This window comes from Pseudomonas sp. NUPR-002 (assembly GCF_056322725.1).
The window spans coordinates 1654976-1670277 of the sequence record NZ_CM150476.1; the positions used below are offsets into that span (position 1 = coordinate 1654976).

Annotated in this window: 15 protein-coding genes; 8 read left to right on the plus strand and 7 right to left on the minus strand. The window is 61.9% G+C overall.

Features of this window, described 5'->3' with window-relative positions; translation table 11 throughout:
- Positions 1–21 precede the first annotated feature (21 nt).
- A complete protein-coding gene (locus ACVWSC_RS07675) occupies positions 22–174 on the minus strand; it encodes a DUF3309 family protein (protein WP_010224169.1) in 153 nt (50 codons plus the stop codon).
- Positions 175–402: 228 nt separating this feature from the next.
- On the opposite strand from ACVWSC_RS07675, the gene ACVWSC_RS07680 reads away from it, so the two are divergent.
- The 3 genes from ACVWSC_RS07680 to csrA all read left to right on the plus strand — a co-directional run bounded on the left by ACVWSC_RS07680 (position 403) and on the right by csrA (position 2010).
- The gene (locus ACVWSC_RS07680) at positions 403–1215 is read left to right on the plus strand and encodes an SDR family oxidoreductase (RefSeq protein ID WP_442112907.1); all 813 of its coding nucleotides are present in this window, start codon (positions 403–405) and stop codon (positions 1213–1215) included.
- Positions 1216–1359: 144 nt separating this feature from the next.
- Positions 1360–1692 (plus strand): YnfA family protein, encoded by a 333-nt coding sequence (locus tag ACVWSC_RS07685; RefSeq protein ID WP_442112909.1) that lies wholly within the window; start codon positions 1360–1362, stop codon positions 1690–1692.
- Between the two features lie 135 nt (positions 1693–1827).
- Positions 1828–2010: a carbon storage regulator CsrA gene (gene csrA, locus ACVWSC_RS07690; RefSeq protein ID WP_442112911.1), complete on the plus strand. Its 183-nt coding sequence runs from the start codon at positions 1828–1830 to the stop codon at positions 2008–2010.
- On the opposite strand, the gene ACVWSC_RS07695 is transcribed toward csrA, so the two are convergent.
- From ACVWSC_RS07695 to mnmC, 5 genes are all read right to left on the minus strand, one after another.
- Positions 2011–2238: a YheU family protein gene (locus ACVWSC_RS07695; protein ID WP_442112913.1), complete on the minus strand. Its 228-nt coding sequence runs from the start codon at positions 2236–2238 to the stop codon at positions 2011–2013.
- Between the two features lie 65 nt (positions 2239–2303).
- Complete coding sequence (locus ACVWSC_RS07700; protein ID WP_442112915.1) at positions 2304–3488, minus strand: osmoprotectant NAGGN system M42 family peptidase; 1185 nt, start codon at positions 3486–3488, stop codon at positions 2304–2306.
- A 14-nt stretch (positions 3489–3502) separates the two neighbouring features.
- Positions 3503–5248 carry an N-acetylglutaminylglutamine synthetase gene (ngg, locus tag ACVWSC_RS07705; RefSeq protein WP_442112917.1) on the minus strand — a complete coding sequence of 582 codons (1746 nt, stop codon included), beginning with the start codon at positions 5246–5248 and terminating at the stop codon, positions 3503–3505.
- A gap of 3 nt (positions 5249–5251) precedes the next feature.
- Positions 5252–7039 (minus strand): N-acetylglutaminylglutamine amidotransferase, encoded by a 1788-nt coding sequence (locus tag ACVWSC_RS07710; protein WP_442112919.1) that lies wholly within the window; start codon positions 7037–7039, stop codon positions 5252–5254.
- A 103-nt stretch (positions 7040–7142) separates the two neighbouring features.
- A complete protein-coding gene (mnmC, locus tag ACVWSC_RS07715) occupies positions 7143–9134 on the minus strand; it encodes a bifunctional tRNA (5-methylaminomethyl-2-thiouridine)(34)-methyltransferase MnmC2/FAD-dependent 5-carboxymethylaminomethyl-2-thiouridine(34) oxidoreductase MnmC1 (RefSeq protein WP_442112921.1) in 1992 nt (663 codons plus the stop codon).
- Between the two features lie 95 nt (positions 9135–9229).
- On the opposite strand from mnmC, the gene pap reads away from it, so the two are divergent.
- Complete coding sequence (gene pap / locus ACVWSC_RS07720) at positions 9230–10726, plus strand: polyphosphate:AMP phosphotransferase (protein WP_442112923.1); 1497 nt, start codon at positions 9230–9232, stop codon at positions 10724–10726.
- Positions 10727–10910: 184 nt separating this feature from the next.
- The gene (locus tag ACVWSC_RS07725) at positions 10911–11867 is read left to right on the plus strand and encodes a DMT family transporter (protein WP_442112925.1); all 957 of its coding nucleotides are present in this window, start codon (positions 10911–10913) and stop codon (positions 11865–11867) included.
- A gap of 1 nt (position 11868) precedes the next feature.
- On the opposite strand, the gene ACVWSC_RS07730 is transcribed toward ACVWSC_RS07725, so the two are convergent.
- Positions 11869–13263: a class II fumarate hydratase gene (locus ACVWSC_RS07730; RefSeq protein WP_442112927.1), complete on the minus strand. Its 1395-nt coding sequence runs from the start codon at positions 13261–13263 to the stop codon at positions 11869–11871.
- A 156-nt stretch (positions 13264–13419) separates the two neighbouring features.
- On the opposite strand from ACVWSC_RS07730, the gene ACVWSC_RS07735 reads away from it, so the two are divergent.
- The 3 genes from ACVWSC_RS07735 to trhO all read left to right on the plus strand — a co-directional run bounded on the left by ACVWSC_RS07735 (position 13420) and on the right by trhO (position 15301).
- Positions 13420–13941 (plus strand): DUF2059 domain-containing protein, encoded by a 522-nt coding sequence (locus ACVWSC_RS07735; RefSeq protein WP_133215979.1) that lies wholly within the window; start codon positions 13420–13422, stop codon positions 13939–13941.
- Positions 13942–13955: 14 nt separating this feature from the next.
- Positions 13956–14255 (plus strand): BolA family protein, encoded by a 300-nt coding sequence (locus tag ACVWSC_RS07740; RefSeq protein ID WP_442112930.1) that lies wholly within the window; start codon positions 13956–13958, stop codon positions 14253–14255.
- 107 nt (positions 14256–14362) lie between these two features.
- Complete coding sequence (trhO, locus tag ACVWSC_RS07745) at positions 14363–15301, plus strand: oxygen-dependent tRNA uridine(34) hydroxylase TrhO (protein ID WP_442112932.1); 939 nt, start codon at positions 14363–14365, stop codon at positions 15299–15301.
- The last annotated feature ends 1 nt before the right edge of the window (position 15302 follow it).

Here is a 15302-nt window from a genome sequence, read left to right on the forward strand (position 1 = left end):
GCTTGCGGCTTTTTGCTGCTTCTAGATTTTTCCCAGTAACAACAAGATCAACAGGATGATCAGCACGGTACCGATAATGCCGGAGGGGCCATAACCCCAACTTCTGGAGTGTGGGAACACAGGTAAGCCACCGATCAACAGCAGTATCAGAATGATGATGAGAATGGTGCCCATGGCAGTATCCTTGTTTGACTTGGGGGAGTAGGCCGGTCAGTACGATCCTGTTGTCCGGTCATGCTTTTCACGACCGCCTGTTAATTCCGACTGCTGCCCGCAGCGAAAAGTTTAATCCCCGTTTCACCAGCGTTTGCCCGAGCCATTCAGCATCCTGATACAGCGTGGGTGGCCGGCTTGGCTTCGCTACACTGGCGATACCTTGGAAAACGGATAAGGCATCGGTCTATGCAAAATCGCATGATGATTACTGGCGCAGGCTCGGGGCTGGGCCGTGAGATGGCGCTGCGCTGGGCCCGTGAGGGGTGGCAACTGGCGTTGGCGGATGTCAATGAAGTGGGCCTGAAGGAAACCCTGGCGCTGGTCCGGGAAGCCGGTGGTCAGGGCTTTGTGCAACGCTGTGATGTACGTGACTACAGCCAGTTGACCGCCTTGGCCCAAGCCTGTGAAGAGAAGTTCGGCGGCATCGATGTGATCGTCAACAACGCCGGGGTCGCTGCTGGCGGCTTCTTCGCCGAGCTGTCGCTGGAAGACTGGGAGTGGCAGCTGTCGATCAACCTGATGGGCGTGGTCAAAGGGTGTAAGGCCTTCCTGCCGCTGCTTGAACGCAGCAAGGGCCGGATCATCAACATCGCTTCGATGGCCGCCTTGATGCAGGGGCCGGCGATGAGCAACTACAACGTGGCCAAAGCTGGTGTGCTGGCACTGTCCGAGAGTCTGCTGATCGAGCTGCGACAGCAGCAGGTGGCGGTGCATGTGGTGTGCCCCTCGTTCTTCCAGACCAACCTGCTCGACTCGTTCCGCGGGCCGACGCCAGCGATGAAAGCGCAAGTGGGCAAGCTCCTGGAAAACTCGCCAATCAGCGCTGCCGATATCGCCGACTATATCTACCGGCAGGTTGCCGATGAGCAGTTCCTGATTCTGCCCCATGAGCTGGGACGCGAAGCCTGGCAGGTCAAGCAGCGTGACCCGCAGCGGATCTACGATGAGATGGCCAGCATGGCCGAGAAAATGCGCGCCAAGGCAAAGCCCGCGTCGTAAACACTTTCTGGTGGGAGCCTTGCACCACCTGTAGGAGCGGGCTTGCCCCGCGATTGTGATTTGCCTGGCACACCACAATCGCGGGGCAAGCCCGCTCCTACCGAGCTATCCTAGGCGCCTTTTTTGCGGACCTGGATGCCTGGCGTGATCAATTACTTGTGGTTCTTCCTCGCGGCGGTCTTCGAGATCGCCGGCTGTTACGCCTTTTACATGTGGTTGCGCTTGGGCAAGAGCGGCTGGTGGATTGCCCCAGCGTTGCTGAGCCTGACCCTGTTCGCCCTGATCCTCACCCGCGTCGAGGCCGCCTACGCCGGGCGTGCGTATGCCGCTTACGGTGGCATCTATATCGTTACTTCGTTGCTCTGGCTGGCACTGGTCGAACGGGTGCGGCCGCTGGGCAGTGACTGGATCGGTGCGCTGCTGTGTGTGCTGGGGGCCAGCATCATTGTGTTCGGGCCGCGCCTTCAGAGTGCTTGAACGAGCGGAGGTGGCGAAAAGCTGTAGGCAAATTCGTCAGCTTTAGTAGGACTGGTCTATTTGAAAGGCCGCGCATTGAAGCCGCCTGACACCGCGTGCAGTCTCTAAGTCCTCAGCAGAGCGGAGGATTTGAACATGCTGGTTATAGGACGCGAAGTCGGCGAAGTCATCGCCATCGATGAGCACATCAAGATCAAGGTGATTTCGGTGGAGGGCAACGTGGTGCGTTTCGGCATCAGCGCACCCCGTGAAGTTGAAGTGCACCGCGCCGAAATCTACCGGCGTATTACCGAGCAGGCCGCCAAGGATCTGAGCTGATCAGTCGAACAGTTCCTTGGGGATATCGTGCTTGGCCAGTAGTTGGCACTGCTGGCTTTCCAGGTCGAACAGAATGAACGCCTGCTTTTTCGCCAGGGCCTGGCGCACACGCAGCACACGGGTTTCCAGTGGCGTATCGTCGCCGTTGTCGGTGCCGTCGCGGGTGACGAAATCCTCGATCAGGCGGGTGAGGGTTTCGGCTTCCAGTTGGTCGTAGGGAATCAGCATAAACAGGACAGGTTTGGCGAAGTGTGTCGCTATGCTACGCGAAACCTGTCCAGGCTGTGTAGGCGCTAGTGCTTGTTACCGACCAGGCTGTCCACTGCGGGCACCCGCGTGTCGCTGGCCATTTGTGTTTCATGTTCCAGTTGATGGCTGAAGCTTTCCAACGAGCTGCCAGTGGCCTGCGAGTCGCTGGCAAACACCGGCGGGCTGAGCAGGTAGGCGGTCAGCAGGCGGCTCAACGCTGCCAGGCTGTCGATGTGGGTGCGTTCGTAGCCGTGGGTGGCGTCGCAACCAAAGGCCAGCAGGGCGGTGCGAATGTCATGGCCGGCAGTGATGGCTGAGTGAGCATCGCTGAAGTAATAGCGAAACACATCGCGCCGTGCTGGCAGTTCATGCTCGCGGGCCAGTTTGAGCAAATGCCGCGTCAGGTGATAGTCGTAGGGTCCGGCCGAGTCCTGCATGGCCACGCTGACGGCATGCTCGCTGGAATGCTGGCCAGGGGCGACCGGGGCAATATCAATACCGACAAATTCGCTGACATCCCACGGCAAGGCGGCGGCTGCGCCCGAGCCGGTCTCTTCGGTGATGGTGAACAGCGGGTGACAGTCGATCAAGGGCTGCGCGCCACTGTCGATTACCGCTTTGAGTGAGGCCAGTAGTGCGGCAACCCCGGCTTTGTCATCCAGGTGACGCGCACTGATATGGCCGCTCTCGGTGAACTCCGGCAGCGGATCGAAGGCGACGAAGTCACCGATATCCACGCCCAAAGTCTGGCAGTCGGCGCGGGTGGCGCAGTAGGCGTCCAGGCGCAACTCGATGTGCTCCCAACTGACCGGCATCTGATCGATGGCGGTGTTGAACGCATGCCCGCTGGCCATCAGCGGCAAGACGCTGCCGCGCAGCACACCGCTATCGGTAAACACGCTGACCCGGCTGCCCTCGGCAAAGCGGCTGGACCAACAGCCCACCGGCGCCAGCGACAACCGGCCATTGTCCTGAATAGCGCGGACACTGGCGCCGATGGTATCCAGATGCGCTGAAACGGCGCGGTCAGGCGAGCTTTTGCGGCCTTTGAGGGTGGCGCGGATGGTGCCACGACGGGTCAGCTCAAAGGGGATGCCGAGCTCTTCCAGGCGTTCGGCAACATAGCGCACGATGGTGTCGGTAAAGCCGGTAGGGCTGGGGATGGCGAGCATCTCCAGCAAGACTTTCTGCAGGTAGTTGAGGTCTGGCTCCGGGAGTTGTTCAGTCATGCGGCCTCCTGTGTTCAGGCGAGCGACCGGCTGTGTGGAAACAGCAGGTCGACAAAGCGTTCGGCGGTGGGCTGTGGGTCGTGGTTGGCCAGGCCGACGCGTTCATTGGCTTCGATAAACACGTGTTCTGGTTGGTCGGCGGCGGTCACTATCAGGTCCAGGCCGACCACCGGGATATCCAGCGCGCGGGCGGCGCGAATGGCCGCCTCGGCCAGGGCCGGATGCAAACGCGCGGTGACATCTTCCAGGCAACCGCCGGTGTGCAGGTTGGCGGTACGGCGCACGGCCAGGCGCTGGCTGGCAGGCAGGACGCTGTCGTAATCGACGCCAGCCGCGTGCAGGGTGCGTTGGGTTTCGTCATCCAGCGGAATACGGCTCTCGCCGCCGGTGGCCGCCTGACGCCGGCGGCTATGGGCTTCGATCAGGGCGCCGATGCTGTGCTGGCCGTCACCGACAATCTCGGCCGGGTGGCGGATGGCGGCGGCCACTACTTCAAAGCCGATGACCACGATGCGCAGGTCAAGGCCCTGGTGGTAGCTCTCCAGCAACACGCGGCTGTCAACACGGCGGGCGCTGTCGATGGCCCGATTGATGTCTTCAAGGCTGGTGAGGTTCACCGCCACGCCCTGACCTTGCTCACCGTCCAGCGGTTTGACCACCACGGCACCGTGGTCTTCCAGAAAGGCCAGGTTGTCATCGGCATTGCCTGCCAGTTGCTGGGCTGGCAGTTGCAGGCCGGCGCTTTTCAAGACCTTGTGGGTCAGGCTTTTGTCCTGGCACAGGGTCATGCTCACAGCGCTGGTGAGGTCGCTCAATGACTCGCGACAGCGCACCCGCCGCCCGCCGAAACTGAGGCTGAACAGCCCGGCTTCAGCGTCATCGACCTGGACCTCGATGCCCCGCCGATAGGCTTCGTCGACGATGATCCGGGCATAGGGATTAAGCCCGGTTTTGGGGCTGGGTCCGAGGAACAGCGGTTGGTTGATGCCATTTTTGCGTTTGATCGCGAAGGTCGGCAGGGTGCGAAAGCCCAGCTTGGCATACAGGCGCTTGGCCTGACGGTTGTCGTGCAGCACCGAGAGGTCCAGGCAACTCAGGCCACGGCTCTTGAAGTGCTCGATCAGGTGCCGTACCAGTACTTCACCGACACCGGGGCGGGTGCACTGTGGGTCGACTGCCAGGCACCAGAGGCTGCTGCCATGTTCGGGGTCGGCAAAGGCCTTGTGATGGTTCAGGCCCATGACGCTGCCGATCACCGCGCCGCTGTCGTCGTCTTCGGCCAGCCAGTACACCGGGCCGCCGAGGTGGCGTGGCGTCAACAGCGCCGGGTCGACCGGCAGCATGCCGCGGGCCAGGTACAGGGCGTTGATCGCCTGCCAGTCGCTACTGCTCTGCGCGCGACGAATGCGAAAACCGCGAAACACCCGCTGCGCCGGGCGGTAGTCACTGAACCACAAGCGCAGGGTATCGGAAGGGTCGAGGAACAACTGTTGCGGGGCCTGGGCCAGCACCTGCTGCGGTGCGGCAACGTACAAGGCGATGTCACGCTCTCCAGGCTGTTCGTCTTGCAAGGCCGTGGCCAGGCTTGTCGCGTCGGGGTAAGTGTGGCCGATCAGCAGGCGGCCCCAACCGCAGTGCAGTGCGCGCGGTTGGTCGTGGGGGTCGTTGCCATCGCCGGCCAGTTGCGCCTGCAAGCGCTCATAGGACGGCACCTGGCCGCGCAGCAGGCGCTGGCCATAAGGTGAGGTGTGGGCTTTCATCGGTCAGATTCCTTGTTCGCTGAGCCACAGGTTCAAGGCTGCCAGTTGCCACAGCTTTGAACCGCGCAGCGGCGTGAGCTGGCCGTGCGGGTCGCTGAGCAGGCGATCCAGCGCTGCGGGTTCGAACAGGCCGCGGTCCTGGCTCGGGTCCAGCAGCAGTTCACGCACCCAGTCCAGGGTCGCGCCTTGCAGGTGCTTGAGGCCCGGCACCGGGAAGTACCCTTTTTTGCGATCGATCACCTCGGCGGGGATGACCAGGCGCGCCGCCTCCTTGAGCACCTGTTTGCCGCCGTCCGGCAGTTTGAAGCGTGCTGGAATACGCGCCGACAGCTCCACCAGGCGGTAGTCGAGAAACGGCGTGCGGGCTTCCAGGCCCCAGGCCATGGTCATGTTGTCGACGCGTTTGACCGGGTCATCGACCAGCATCACCGTGCTGTCCAGGCGCAGGGCTTTGTCCACCGCCGCAGCGGCGCCGGGTTGGGCGAAATGCGCGCGGACAAAATCGCCCGCAGCGTCATGATTCACCTGCCAGGGGTGCTGGACGGTCGCGCGGTAGTCTTCAACACTGCGATCGAAGAACGCCTCGCGGTAAGCGCCAAACGGGTTTTGCGCGCCTTCAACGTGCGGGTACCAGTGATAACCAGCAAACAGCTCATCGGCGCCCTGGCCGCTTTGCACCACCTTGCAGTGTTTGGCGACCTCGCGCGACAGCAGGTAGAAGGCGATGCAGTCATGGCTGACCATCGGCTCGCTCATGGCGCGGAACGCGGCGGGCAATTGCTCGATGATCTCGCGCTCGTCGATGCGCAACTGATGATGGCGGGTACCGTAGTGGCGGGCGATCAGGTCGGAGTACTGGAACTCGTCACCGCGTTCGCCACCGGCATCTTCGAAGCCGATCGAGAAGGTCGACAGTTCCTCGACACCCACCTCACGCAACAGGCCGACCAGCAAGCTGGAATCGACCCCGCCAGACAACAGCACACCCACATCCACCGCAGCACGTTGACGAATCGCCACCGCTTCCCGGGTACTGTCCAACACCTGGTCGCGCCAGTCTTCCAGGCTCAGGTGCTGCTCGTCGCTGCGCGGGCCGTAGTGCAGTTGCCACCACACCTGCTGCTCAACGCGGCCTTGGGCATCCACGCGCATCCAGGTCGCAGGCGGCAGTTTCTCGATATTGGCCAGCAGGGTGCGTGGCGCTGGCACTACCGCATGAAAGTTGAGGTAGTGGTTCAGCGCGACCGGGTCGAGCACCGGGTTGATGTCGCCGCCTTGCAGCAGCGCCGGCAGGCTCGAGGCGAAGCGCAGGCGCTCGCCGTTGCGCGACAGGTACAGCGGTTTGACGCCCAGACGGTCACGGGCGAGAAACAGCTGTTGGCTGTCGCGTTCCCAGATCGCCAGGGCAAACATGCCATTCAGACGCGGCAACAAGTCGGCGCCCCAGGCGTGGTAGCCCTTGAGCAGCACTTCGGTGTCGCCGCCGGAATAGAAGGCATAGCCCAGGCTTTCCAGCTCACTGCGCAGTTCCGGGAAGTTGTAGATAGCGCCATTGAAGGCCAGCGACAGGCCCAGCTGATTATCGACCATCGGCTGCGCCGAGCCGTCAGACAAGTCCATGATTTTCAGGCGGCGATGGCCCAGGGCAATCGGCCCCTGGCTATGAAAACCCCAAGCGTCGGGGCCGCGAGGTGCCAGGTGGTGGGTTATTCGCTCGACGGCAGCGAGGTCTGCCGGGCGTGGTGGGTGGGCAATCGGGGTGAAACGAAACTCTCCAGCTAATCCGCACATAAGTCCTTACCGGTTTTGCCGTTGGGGAAGGTGCCCGAGTGTGGGCACCTAGGTAGTGACCGGTGCGGTTGGTGAGAGTTTTAGATCGATCAGTTATAAGGGCTTAGCTGCGTTTGCCCTTGCCGCGTATCAGCTCACGCAGCATGAAGCGGTTCGGGTGGCAGGCTTCGGCGACATCGCGCGGCACGGGAAGCGGGGCGTTATCGATCCAGGCGGCAATCAACTCGCCCGCCAACGGCGCCGTGATCAGCCCGCGCGAACCATGACCGCTGTTGATGTACAAGCCTTCAAACCAGGGGCAGGGCGTGTCGGGCAACTGGCGCGCGTCCTTGGCCAACACCGCGTAGTGCTGGTTGAACGTTGCCTGGTCTGCCAAGGGGCCGACGATGGGCAGGTAGTCGGGACTGGTGCAGCGAAACGCTGCCCGCCCTTGCAGGGTGTGTGGGTCAATCTGGTGGGCATCGAGGCGTTCGGCCAGGTCGCTGGAAATTTCTTCCAACAGGCGTAGGTTGCCGATGTGCTCACCGGCAGTGGGGGTAAGGTCGGTGCTATGGAAATCGAAACTGGCGCCCAGGGTGTGTTCGCCAGCGCGTGGAGGCGCCACGTAGCCGTCGGCACACACCACCGCTTTCAGCGTTTGGCTGTCTGCCGTGGCGGGCAGGCGAGTGATCTGCCCGCGTATGCGCTTGAGTGGCAGCGCTGCACAGGGGGCAAAGCGCTGAATCTCGGCAGCGGTGGCCAGCACCACCACAGGCGCACTGGCCAGGCACTTTTCACTTTCCCAGGCTTGCCACAGGCCGTCGACCTTGCGCAGTTCCATCACCTGGTGGTGAGTCAGCACGGTGATGTTCGGGTGCTGCAGTTGTGCCTGGCACAAGGCCGGTGGATGGACCCAGCCCGCCTCGGGATAAAACAGCCCACCGCTGGCCAGCGCCACCCCGGCCACGGATTCGGCCTGCTGACGATCCAGCAGGTGCAGCAGTTGTGGGTCGAAGGCGTTGGCCAGCAGCGCTTGGCGTTGTGCTTCCTTGGCGTCGAAAGCCAGTTGCAGCACGCCGCAGCTGTCCCAGTCCTGTCCGCGCTGCAGGGTTTCGAGCAGGCGTCGGGTGTAGCCGAAGCCACAGAGGATCAAGCGTGACAAGGCCGTGCCGTGGGCCGAGAGCTTCAGGTAAAGCACCCCTTGCGGATTACCCGAGGCTTCGGCCGCCACGCTGGCGTGGCGCTCCAGCACGGTGACCTGCCAGCCTCGGGTCGCCAGGCTCAAGGCGCTGGCGCAACCGGCCAGGCCGGCGCCGATCACCAGTGCCTGGCGCGGGCCGGGCAGGGGCGTGGGGCGGGCGAACCAGGGGGCGACCGCCGGGGCTGCAAGCGCTTCCGGCGGGGTGCCACGGAATATGCCGCGCAACACTTCCCACTTCTTGCCAATACCGGGAATGCGCTTCATCTCAAAGCCCACGGCGATCAGGCCGCGACGCACCCAGCCGGTGCTGGTGAAGGTGCCCAAGGTGGCGTTGGCGGCAGACAGGCGGCCAATCTGGGTGAACAGCTCAGGGGTCCACATTTGCGGGTTTTTCGCCGGGGCAAAACCGTCAAGAAACCAGGCGTCGACCTGTGCATCGAGCTGTGGCAATTGCTCCAGGGCGTCACCGATCATCAAGGTCAGGCGTACTCGGCCCTGATCGAAGACGAAGGTCTGGAAACCGTCATGTACCGCCACGTACTGCTTTAACAGTTGCGTGCTGAAGGGCGCCAGTTCCGGCCACAGCGCCAGGGCGCGGGACAGGTCGGCGTGGCTGAGCGGGTATTTTTCAACGCTGACGAAATGCAGGCGCGCCTGAGCATTGGCGCACTCGTTGAACAGTTGCCAGGCACAGAAGAAGTTCAGCCCGGTGCCGAAACCGGTTTCACCAATCACCAGGCACTGGCCGGACGGCAGCGCGCTCATGCGTTGGCGCAGGTCATTCTGGTCGATGAAGACGTGACGGGTTTCTTCCAGGCTCTGGTCCTTGGAGAAGTAGATGTCATCGAACTGGCGTGAATGGGGGCGGCCCTGGTCGTCCCAGTCGATCTGGGCGTAGCGGGTTTCTTCGGTCATGGTCGGCTCAGGTCAGGCTAGAGCGGCATTTTAGCTTACCCGGACAAACTCTACCCGGATCCGCTAGTCTTGCTTATCCATGTAGGGAGCCTGGTATGTTCGAATCCGCTGAAATTGGTCACGCCATCGACAAAGAAACCTACGATGCTGAAGTTCCGGCATTACGTGAAGCCTTGCTCGAGGCGCAGTTCGAGCTCAAGCAACAGGCGCGTTTTCCGGTCATTGTGCTGATCAACGGCATCGAAGGCGCTGGCAAGGGCGAGACCGTCAAGCTGCTCAACGAATGGATGGACCCGCGCCTGATCGAAGTGCGCACCTTTGACCAGCAGACCGACGAAGAGCTGGCCCGCCCTCCCGCCTGGCGCTATTGGCGCGCATTGCCGGCCAAGGGCCGAATCGGCGTGTTTTTCGGTAACTGGTACAGCCAGATGCTTCAGGGCCGAGTCCACGGCGTGTTCAAGGATGCGGTGCTCGACCAGGCCATTCGCGGTGCTGAGCGTCTGGAAGAGATGCTCTGCGACGAAGGCGCTCTGATTTTCAAATTCTGGTTTCACCTGTCGAAAAAACAGATGAAAGCCCGGCTCAAGGCGCTCAAGGACGACCCGCTGCACAGCTGGCGTATCAGCCCGCTGGACTGGCAGCAATCGGAAACCTACGACCGTTTCGTCCGCTTCGGTGAGCGGGTATTGCGCCAGACCAGCCGTGACTACGCGCCCTGGCATGTAATCGAAGGTGCTGATCCGCACTACCGCAGCCTGGCGGTCGGGCGCATTTTGCTTGAAGGCCTGCAAACCGCGCTCAAAGCGCAGCATGCGCCGATCCATCAGGCCAACATTGCGCCATTGGGGCAGAGTATCGACCAGCGCACCTTGCTCGGCAGCCTGGATTTGACCCTGCGCCTGGACAAGAACGACTACCAGGAGCAATTGATCACCGAACAAGCGCGTCTGGCCGGTTTGTTACGCGACAAGCGTATGCGCCGTCATGCCCTGGTGGCGGTGTTTGAAGGCAACGACGCCGCCGGCAAGGGCGGCGCCATCCGCCGCGTGGCTGCGGCACTCGACCCGCGTCAGTACCGCATCGTGCCGATTGCCGCGCCTACCGAGGAAGAGCGTGCGCAACCCTACCTGTGGCGTTTCTGGCGGCATGTCCCGGCGCGTGGCAAGTTCACCGTGTTCGACCGTTCCTGGTACGGCCGGGTGCTGGTTGAGCGGGTCGAGGGCTTCTGCACCCAGGCCGACTGGATGCGCGCCTATGGCGAGATCAACGACTTCGAAGAGCAACTGACCAACGCCGGTGTGGTGCTGGTCAAGTTCTGGTTGTCGATCGATGAGCAAACTCAGCTGGAGCGTTTCAAAGAGCGAGAGCAAATCCCGTTCAAGCGCTTCAAGATTACCGAGGAAGACTGGCGCAATCGCGACAAGTGGGGGCAGTACGCTGCCGCAGTGGAAGACATGGTCGACCGCACCAGTACCGAGATCGCACCCTGGACGCTGGTGGAAGCCAATGACAAGCGTTGGGCGCGGGTCAAAGTGTTGCGCACCATCAACGATGCGTTGGAAGCTGCATTCAAACGTGACAGCAAGAAGTAGCTGCTGATCGCGGGGCAAGCCCGCTCCTACACCGGTAGGAGCGGGCTTGCCCCGCGATCATCGCTCTACCACAGGACTTCTGGGAATGATGTGCTGAAATCTTTTCCACAATTGTACCTGTCGGCCCCCCGCACCCAACCCGTAGAATTCAGCTTCCCCCCACCACAGGGCTATTGAGGCTGGTATGCACATTTCTTCCGGACGCTGGGTCTATGGCCTTTGCCTTTCGCTATTGACCGCTTTGCTCTGGGGCATCCTGCCGATCAAGCTCAAGCAAGTACTGCAGGTAATGGACCCGATCACCGTTACCTGGTTTCGCCTGTCGGTGTCTGGCGGCCTGCTGCTGGCCTGGCTGGCGGCAAGCAAACAACTGCCGTCGTTCGGCCGCCTCGGGCGCAAGGGCTGGGGGTTGGTGGCGCTGGCCACCGGAGGCCTGGTCGGCAACTACGTGCTGTACCTGATGGGCTTGAACCTGCTCAGCCCCGGCACTGCGCAACTGGTTGTGCAGCTTGGCCCGGTCATGTTGCTGGTAGCCAGTGTGTTCCTGTTCAAGGAGCGCTTCAGCGTCGGTCAGGGAATCGGCCTGGCAATCCTGCTGTTGGGTTTTGGGCTGTTCTTCAATCAGCGTCTGGAAGAACTGCTGACGTCGCTGAGCGTTTACACCACCGGTGTCTTGACCATAATCCTGGCCACCACCATCTGGGTGTTCTATGCCCTGAGCCAGAAGCAGTTGCTGACGGTATGGAATTCGATGCAGGTGATGATGGTGATCTACCTGTGTTGCGCGGTGCTGCTGACGCCCTGGGTGCATCCACTTGAAGCGCTGCAGTTAACCCCTGTGCAAGGCTGGTTGCTGCTGGCGTGCTGCTTGAACACCTTGGTGGCCTATGGTGCATTCGCTGAAGCACTGGCGCACTGGGAGGCGTCGAAAGTCAGTGCGACGCTGGCGCTGACCCCGTTGGTGACTTTCGTTGCCGTTGCGCTGGCGGCCTGGTTCTGGCCTGACTTCGTGCATGCCGAACAGATCAATTCACTGGGCTACCTTGGCGCGATGGTGGTGGTGCTGGGTTCCATCCTGACTGCGTTGGGCCCTTCACTGGTGGCCGGCTGGCGGGCCAGACGCGTGCGCCTGGCCCGTTGATTCAGCCTTTCTTGCCGGGTTCGAGCATGTCTTGCGGGCGCACCCACTGATCGAATTGCTGGTTGGTGAGGTAGCCCAGGGTCAGCGCCGCCTCGCGTAAGGTGGTGCCTTCGCTGTAGGCCTTTTTGGCAATCTCCGCGGCTTTGTCATAGCCGATGTGCGGGTTCAGGGCGGTGACCAGCATCAGCCCGCGCTCCAGGTGCGCGGCCATCTGCTCGGCGTCGGGTTCGATGCCAGCGACGCAATGCTGCTGGAAGTTGCTGCAGCCGTCGGCCAATAGCTCGATCGACTGCAGCAGGTTGTGGATGATCACCGGCTTGAACACGTTCAACTGCAGGTGCCCCTGGCTGGCGGCAAAGCCGATCGCGGTGTCGTTGCCCAGCACCTGGCAGGCCAGCATCGACAGTGCTTCACACTGGGTCGGGTTGACCTTGCCGGGCATGATCGAGCTGCCCGGTTCGTTGGCCGGCAAACGCACTTCAGCCAGGCCAGCACGCGGACCGGAGCCGAGCAGGCGCAGGTCGTTGGCCAGCTTCATCAGCGCCACAGCGAGGGTTTTCAGGCCACCGGCGAGGGTGGTCAGCGGCTCATGCCCGGCGAGGGCGGCGAACTTGTTCGGCGCGGTGACGAACGGCAGCCCGGAGAGTGCCGCCAGCTCAGCGGCAACGGCTTCGGCGAACCCGTGCGGGGCATTGAGCCCGGTACCCACGGCCGTGCCGCCCTGGGCCAGTTCGCACACCGCAGGCAAGGCGGAGCGGATTGCCCGTTGGGCGTAGTCGAGCTGGGCAACATAAGCCGAGAGTTCCTGGCCAAAGGTGATCGGTGTGGCATCCATCATATGGGTGCGACCGGTCTTGACCAGGTGCTGATGACGGGCCGACAGCTCCGCCAGCCCCGCCGACAACTCTGCAATCGCCGGCAGCAAGTGATGCTGCACCGCCTGGGCGGCGGCAATGTGCATGGCGGTGGGGAAGCAATCGTTGGAGCTTTGCGAGCGGTTGACGTGGTCATTGGGGTGTACCGGGACCTTGCCGCCACGGCCCTTGCCGGCCAACTCATTGGCGCGCCCGGCAATCACTTCATTGACGTTCATGTTGCTCTGGGTGCCGCTGCCGGTTTGCCAGACGACGAGTGGAAACTGATCGTCGAGCTGGCCGTCGAGCACTTCGTCGGCAGCCTGTTCAATCAGCCGGGCAATTTCCGCGGGAAGGTCTCCGTTGCGGTTATTGACCCGGGCAGCGGCTTTTTTGATCAGCGCCAGGGCATGCAGGACGGCAAGCGGCATGCGCTCTTTGCCAATGGCGAAGTTGATCAGCGAGCGTTGCGTCTGGGCACCCCAGTAGGCCTGTTCAGGAACTTCGACCGGCCCCAGGCTGTCAGTTTCGATGCGGCTCATGCTGCGCTCACTCCCTTGTGGTCTGAATTCGCAGTTTAGGTCCCTTTTTGTCGCAGCGGTTCCATCGCTCGTCGACCCACTTGAGTGCCGTACCCTGGTCGGCGCAGAATGCTCTACTCTGGGGTACTACCTCCTCTGTCTAATGAAGGAATTACGATGACCCGTCTTCGCGCCCTTTGCACTGCTGTTGCGCTGGTCTGCGCCAGCGGCCAGGTGCTTGCCGATACCGCTAGCCACAATGCCAGTGCCGAAAAATTCCTCATGATGGCGCACGCTGACAAGCTGGGCACCCCTGTGTACATGCAGGTGCAACAGATGTTTGCCCAGCGTTTCGAGCAAACCAAGGCCCCGGCTTCGAAGAAGTCCGTGCTCGACAGCTACCAGGCCAAGGCGAATGCCGCCCTGGACCAGGCGATCGGCTGGAACAAGCTCAAGCCGGACATGGTCAAGCTCTACACCACCACCTTCACCGAGCAAGAACTGAAGGACCTGGTTGCCTTCTATCAATCGCCACTGGGCAAGAAAGTCCTGGAAAAAATGCCGCAGGTGACCCAGCAATCGGCCCAGCTGACTCAGCAGAAGCTGGAAAGCGCCGTGCCTGTGGTCAACAAGCTGTTGGCTGATATGACCAAGGAACTTGACCCTAACGCCGGCAAAGCCGCGCCAGCGAAGAAGTAATCGCGGAGTTGTCCATGTCGATGCAGCAAAAAATTGAACAGAGCCTGGCCGCGCTGGCGCCGCAGCACCTGTCGGTGCTCGACGAAAGCCACATGCACAGCCGTGGGCAAGAGACCCACTACAAGGCGGTGCTGGTCAGTGAGCTGTTCGAGGGCCTCAATAGCGTTAAACGCCATCAGAAGGTCTACGCCACCCTGGGTGACTTGATGGGGCAGTTCCATGCCCTGGCCCTGCACACCTACACCCCCGAAGAATGGCAGAAGATCGGCGCAGCGCCTGCTTCGCCGACCTGTGCCGGTGGTAGCAAACACTGATTTCATCATCAGGTATTTGCTAGAATGTGCAACGCGCCGCTCGTCGGCGCGTTTTTTTTGCTATCCGGTCCGCCCTTTGCGAGGGTGACCACCTGGAGATTTACTGCATGAGTCACCCTATCGTCGTTGCGGCGCTGTACAAATTCGTCACCCTTAAAGATTACGTCGAGCTGCGCGAGCCGCTGCTTGAAACCATGCTGGCCAATGACGTCAAGGGCACCTTGCTGCTTGCCGAAGAAGGCATCAACGGCACCGTTTCCGCCAGCCGTGAAGGCATCGATGGCCTGCTGGCCTGGCTGCGCAGCGATGCCCGCCTGGTGGATATCGACCACAAGGAATCGTACTGCGACGAACAACCGTTCTATCGCACCAAGGTCAAGCTCAAGAAAGAGATCGTTACCCTGGGCGTGCCGGGCGTAGACCCGAACCACACGGTGGGTACCTACGTCGAGCCGCAGGACTGGAACGCGCTGATCAGCGATCCTGAAGTGCTGCTGATCGATACCCGCAATGACTACGAAGTGGCGATTGGTACTTTCGAAGGTGCGATCGACCCGAAAACCACCACGTTCCGTGAGTTCCCCGAGTACATCAAGGCCAACTTCGACCCGGCACGCCACAAAAAGGTGGCGATGTTCTGCACTGGTGGTATTCGCTGCGAGAAAGCTTCCAGCTACATGCTCGGTGAAGGTTTCGAAGAGGTCTATCATCTTAAGGGCGGGATCCTGAAATACCTCGAAGAGGTGCCTCAGGATGAAAGCCGCTGGCAGGGCGACTGCTTCGTGTTCGACAACCGGGTCACCGTGCGTCATGACCTCAGCGAAGGCGACTACGACCAGTGCCATGCCTGCCGTACCCCGATCAGCGTCGAGGAGCGCGCGTCCGAACACTACTCGCCAGGCATCAGTTGCCCACATTGCTGGGACAGCCTGAGCGAAAAGACCCGACGCAGCGCCATCGACCGGCAGAAGCAGATTGAGCTGGCCAAGGCCCGCAACATGCCGCACCCGATCGGCCACAACTACCGCAAAGCAGCCGAGGCCTGAT

What these genes read in the sequence shown, in the direction of transcription:
- ACVWSC_RS07675 (WP_010224169.1), bottom strand. Translation starts at nt 174, where the DNA reads ATGGGCACCATTCTCATCATCATTCTGATACTGCTGTTGATCGGTGGC.
- ACVWSC_RS07680 (WP_442112907.1), top strand. Translation starts at nt 403, where the DNA reads ATGCAAAATCGCATGATGATTACTGGCGCAGGCTCGGGGCTGGGCCGT.
- csrA (WP_442112911.1), top strand. Translation starts at nt 1,828, where the DNA reads ATGCTGGTTATAGGACGCGAAGTCGGCGAAGTCATCGCCATCGATGAG.
- ACVWSC_RS07695 (WP_442112913.1), bottom strand. Translation starts at nt 2,238, where the DNA reads ATGCTGATTCCCTACGACCAACTGGAAGCCGAAACCCTCACCCGCCTG.
- ACVWSC_RS07700 (WP_442112915.1), bottom strand. Translation starts at nt 3,488, where the DNA reads ATGACTGAACAACTCCCGGAGCCAGACCTCAACTACCTGCAGAAAGTC.
- ngg (WP_442112917.1), bottom strand. Translation starts at nt 5,248, where the DNA reads ATGAAAGCCCACACCTCACCTTATGGCCAGCGCCTGCTGCGCGGCCAG.
- ACVWSC_RS07710 (WP_442112919.1), bottom strand. Translation starts at nt 7,039, where the DNA reads ATGTGCGGATTAGCTGGAGAGTTTCGTTTCACCCCGATTGCCCACCCA.
- mnmC (WP_442112921.1), bottom strand. Translation starts at nt 9,134, where the DNA reads ATGACCGAAGAAACCCGCTACGCCCAGATCGACTGGGACGACCAGGGC.
- pap (WP_442112923.1), top strand. Translation starts at nt 9,230, where the DNA reads ATGTTCGAATCCGCTGAAATTGGTCACGCCATCGACAAAGAAACCTAC.
- ACVWSC_RS07725 (WP_442112925.1), top strand. Translation starts at nt 10,911, where the DNA reads ATGCACATTTCTTCCGGACGCTGGGTCTATGGCCTTTGCCTTTCGCTA.
- ACVWSC_RS07730 (WP_442112927.1), bottom strand. Translation starts at nt 13,263, where the DNA reads ATGAGCCGCATCGAAACTGACAGCCTGGGGCCGGTCGAAGTTCCTGAA.
- ACVWSC_RS07735 (WP_133215979.1), top strand. Translation starts at nt 13,420, where the DNA reads ATGACCCGTCTTCGCGCCCTTTGCACTGCTGTTGCGCTGGTCTGCGCC.
- ACVWSC_RS07740 (WP_442112930.1), top strand. Translation starts at nt 13,956, where the DNA reads ATGTCGATGCAGCAAAAAATTGAACAGAGCCTGGCCGCGCTGGCGCCG.
- trhO (WP_442112932.1), top strand. Translation starts at nt 14,363, where the DNA reads ATGAGTCACCCTATCGTCGTTGCGGCGCTGTACAAATTCGTCACCCTT.